General features: G+C 74.4%; 4 protein-coding genes. 3 read left to right on the forward strand and 1 reads right to left on the reverse strand.

Annotated features, from left to right (window positions below; all coding sequences use genetic code 11):
* A partial coding sequence (locus ACR9ZG_RS18310; protein WP_481286275.1) for an Ig-like domain-containing protein occupies positions 1-1,120 on the reverse strand: 1,120 nt, incomplete at its 3' end.
* Positions 1,121-1,266: 146 nt separating this feature from the next.
* Here ACR9ZG_RS18310 and ACR9ZG_RS18315 point away from each other — a divergent pair.
* The 3 genes from ACR9ZG_RS18315 to ACR9ZG_RS18325 all read left to right on the forward strand — a co-directional run.
* Positions 1,267-1,902 carry a TetR/AcrR family transcriptional regulator gene (locus tag ACR9ZG_RS18315; protein ID WP_481286276.1) on the forward strand — a complete coding sequence of 212 codons (636 nt, stop codon included), beginning with the start codon at positions 1,267-1,269 and terminating at the stop codon, positions 1,900-1,902.
* Entirely contained in the window at positions 1,899-3,158 is a 1,260-nt protein-coding gene (locus ACR9ZG_RS18320; RefSeq protein WP_481286277.1) for an MFS transporter, read from the forward strand. Before ACR9ZG_RS18315 ends, ACR9ZG_RS18320 begins: the two co-directional genes overlap by 4 nt.
* Positions 3,158-4,208: alanine racemase (locus ACR9ZG_RS18325; RefSeq protein ID WP_481286278.1), on the forward strand; the 1,051-nt coding region annotated here is incomplete at its 3' end. The genes ACR9ZG_RS18320 and ACR9ZG_RS18325, both read left to right, overlap by 1 nt.

The following is a 4,208-nucleotide window of genomic DNA, read 5'->3' on the forward strand; positions in this document are numbered from 1 at the left end:
GTGCCGGCGATGGCGTCCGCGACGGCGACGGGGTGGCAGAGGGCGACGACGGGGCCGCCACGGTCACGGCCACGCCGTTGCTGCCGGCGCTCACGTTCCCGGCCCGGTCGCGCTGCAGGGCCGAGACGGTGTACGCGCCCTCGGGGAGGCTGCCCGGGCACGACCAGGCGCCTCCGGCGACCGTGGCGGTGCAGACGATGCTGGTGCCGGAGGGGGTGCTGGCGTAGACGGTGACCGCGTCGCCCTCCTCGCCCGCCCCGCCGAAGGCCACCGACTCGCCGGGGCTCAGCCGGGTCCCGGCGGCCGGTGTCGTGATGCGGGGCGCCGCGGGGGAGACGGTGTCGACGACGATCCGGAACGGCGCGCTCTTCGCCGAGCGCTCCGACGAGAAGCCGGCGACCTGCGTGGCGGTGACGGTGTGCGGCCCGTCGGGCAGCCTCCCCGTGAGCACGCAGCCCCACTGACCGGTGGAGTCGGCGGGGAACGTGCAGCTGGCTCCGGTCTCTGCGGTCACCGTGACCGTGGCGCGCGGGTAGGCGGACCCGCGGATGCCGCCTCCCGTCGCCGCACCGCTCTGCGAGGCGATCGTGGGCGGCGAGAGCACGTCGACGCGTCCGGTCTGGGCCAGACCGGAGGCACGGGACTCGGCGCGGATCGTGACGTTCGGGCCGTCGGGCGGATCGGCGAGGGCACAGCTCCAGCGGCCGTTCGCGACCGGCGCCGCGCAGCGCGCGCCAGAGACCGAGCCCGCGCCGGCCGAGACATCGATGGTGTCACCCGTGCTGCCGCTGCCGGAGACGCGGAAGGGGAAGGTGGTGACGAGGCCGGTCGGCAGCGGATCGAGCTGGGGCGGAGTCGCGGTCGGCGGCGGCGTGGTGGAGGGCGGGGTCGACTCCGAGGGGCGGTCCGTCGTGGGAGGAGCGGTGGCGAACGGCGCCGGGGCGGCGGTCGCGGCGGCCTCCGACGCCGGAGCGGTCGCCACGGCGCTCGCGGTCGCGGCCGACGCCGAGGGGCCAGGTGCGAGCAGGCCGGGGGCGACGAGCAGGACGGCGGCGACGGCTGCGGCCAGCACGACGGAGACCAGTCCGGTCGCCCCACGTGGCCGGACTGGTGAAGACACCGCAGACAGATTCCCCCGCATTCCACACCATTGTCCCGGGCGGCTCGCGGTCGCTGTCAAACCCGACACGTCTTTTTACGGCATACTGACAACTGGGACGGCCGTCCCACTTTCCTGTGCGAAGGCGCACACCCGGAGGAGAACCGATGACGCGCATCCCCGTCGCCGATCGTCGCACCGCCCTGAGAGAAGCCGCCCTGCGCGTCGTCGCGCGAGACGGGGTCGCCGCAGCCACGACGCGGCGCATCGTCGCCGAGGCCGGCATGCCGCTGGCGAGCTTCCACTACGTCTTCGCGTCGCGCGACGAGCTGATGACCGAGCTGATCGGCGCCGTGATCGCGCAGGAGCGATCCGACCTCGCCCCCGCCTTCGAGCCTCCGCCCGGCGACCTGCGCGCGGCGATCCGCGCCGGGTTGCACCACTACCTCGACGGCGTGCGCGCCGACCCCGGACGCGAGAAGGCGATGTTCGAGCTCACGCAGTGGGCGCTGCGCGAACCGGGGATGGCGGAGCTCGCCCGACGCCAGTACGACCGCTACTTCGAGCTCGCCGAGCAGACCGCCGCCGAGACCGCCCGGCTGACCGGCTCCGAATGGCGGCGGCCGCTTGCGGAGGTGGCACGCGCGCTCGTCGCGCTCACCGACGGGCTGACCATCGCGTGGCTGGTGACGCGCGACGACGAGGCGGCCGCGGCGACGATCGAGTTCGCGGTGGAGGCGCTGGCCGCGCTGGCGCAACCGCTCCCGGCCGCGACGCCCATCCAGGCAGGAGCCTCCCGATGACCGAGACCACCGCCACCCCCGCCGTCTTCGCCGAGCCCGTCCGCCGGGTGCCCGGCCGCTGGATCGCCGCCTTCGCGACCGCCTGGCTCGGCGTGTGGATGGCGCAGCTCGCGCCGATCCAGAAGCTGCTGCCCGATCAGGTGCAGGCGACGCTCGGCACCTCGTACTGGATCGACAACGTGGTCGCGTTCGGCGTGGTCTCGGGCATCTCGGGCGTGTGCGCGATCGTGGCCTACCCGCTCACCGGCGCGCTCTCCGACCGCACCACGAGCCGGTTCGGCCGGAGGCGGCCGTGGATCGCGGGCGGCGCGCTGCTGTTCGCCGGGTCGCTCCTCCTGCTCGGGATGCAGACCGGGATCGTCGGCATCGGCATCCTCTGGTCGCTCGCCCTCATCGGCTTCTGCGTGCTGACCGCCGCGCTCACCGCGACCATCAGCGACCAGGTGCCGGTCGGCCAGCGCGGCTTCGTCTCCGGCTGGATCAGCGCCCCGCAGGCCGTGGGGATCATCCTCGGCGTCGCCCTCGTCACCTACGTCTTCGTCGGCGCGGCGCTCGGGTACGCCGCGATGGCCGTCCTCCTGCTCGTGCTCGTGCTGCCGTTCCTCTTCCTCCCCGACGCGGTGCTGCCCGTCGAGCTGCGCGAGCGGATGACCGCGCGGGGGGTCGTCGAGGGGCTGTGGATCAGCCCGCGCCGCCATCCCGACTTCGGCTGGACGCTGCTCAGCCGCGTGCTGGTCAACCTCGGCAACGCGTTCGGCACCTCCCTCCTGCTGTACTTCCTGGAGTTCGGGCTGAAGGACGAGAACGCCGACGACGACCTCCTCATCCTGATCCTCGTCTACATGGTGTTCGTGATCGTGGCCTCGCTGGTGCTCGGGAGGCTGTCCGACCGGCTCGGGAGGCGCAAGGCGTTCGTCTTCCTCTCCTCCGCCCTGCAGGGGGTCGCCGCGCTGCTGCTCGCGTTCGTGCCCGTCCTGCCCGCGGCGCTCGTGGCGGCGGCGCTGCTCGGCCTCGGCTACGGCTGCTTCCTCTCCGTCGACCAGGCGCTCGCCACCCAGGTGCTTCCCGACCCGGAGAGCCGCGGCAAGGATCTCGGCATCATGAACATCGCGATGGCGGTGCCGCAGGCCATGGCGCCGCTCTTCGGCGCCGGGATCGTGGCCGCGCTGGGCGGCTTCACAGGCCTCTTCGTCCTCTCCGGACTGTTCGCGTTCGCGGGTGCTCTCGCGGTCGCCCGAGTGAAAGCGGTGCGCTAGTGACCGACCTCGCCACCATCGACCTGCACGAGCGGCCCGCCCCGGCCGAGCGCACCTGGACCGCGCCGGAGACGTTCTGGCCGTCGCTCACCGCGGCGACCGCGCACCTGGACCCGCCGCTCGGCGTGCTCCACCTCCCCGCACTGCGGCACAACGCGCACGACATGCTGCGCCGCGCCGGGGGCAGGCCGATCCGGGTCGCCTCCAAGTCGGTCCGGGTGCGGTCGGTGCTGGAGGCCGTGCTCGCGCTGCCCGGGTACGCCGGCGTGCTCGCGTACACGCTGCCCGAGGCGCTCTGGCTGGCTGAGGGCGACGAACGCCACGCGCCGGTCGAGGACGTCGTCGTCGGCTACCCGAGCGCCGACCGCGCCGCCATCGGACGGTTGGCGCGATCGCCCGAGCTTGCCGCCCGCGTCACGCTGATGGTCGACTCGATCGAGCAGCTCGACCTCATCGACGCGGTCGCGGCGCCGGGGGAGCGCGAGCCGATCCGGCTCTGCCTCGAGTTCGACGCCTCCTGGGACGCCCCCGTGCTCGGCCGGGTCGGCGTCTACCGGTCGCCCCTGCACACCCCGGACGCGATCCGGGAGCTGGCCGAGCGGATCGTGCGCCGGCCCGGCTTCCGGCTGGTCGGCATCATGTCGTACGAGGCGCAGATCGCCGGTCAGGGCGACGCCCCGCCCGGACGCCCGGCGTGGGCGGCGACCCTCCGCCGGGTGCAGCGCGCCTCCGGTGCGGAGCTGATCGCGCGGCGCGGGGAGGCGGTCGCAGCCGTCCGGGCCGTGGCCGACCTCGAGTTCGTGAACGGGGGAGGGACGGGCTCGCTCGAGTTCACGTCCGGCGACCCGGCGGTCACCGAGCTCGCCGCCGGCAGCGGGCTGTTCGGCGGTCACCTGTTCGACACGTATCGCGCGTTCCGGCCGGCGCCCGCCGCCTCCTTCGCGCTCAGCGTGGTGCGCCGCCCCGACGACCGCACCGCGACGCTCCTCGGCGGCGGCTGGATCGCGTCCGGCCCGCCCGGCCCCGACCGCCTGCCCCGCGTGGTGTGGC

The sequence above is a fragment of the Leifsonia sp. KNZ12-8B genome (assembly GCF_056755495.1).

What these genes read in the sequence shown, in the direction of transcription:
- ACR9ZG_RS18320 (WP_481286277.1), top strand. Translation starts at nt 1,899, where the DNA reads ATGACCGAGACCACCGCCACCCCCGCCGTCTTCGCCGAGCCCGTCCGC.
- ACR9ZG_RS18315 (WP_481286276.1), top strand. Translation starts at nt 1,267, where the DNA reads ATGACGCGCATCCCCGTCGCCGATCGTCGCACCGCCCTGAGAGAAGCC.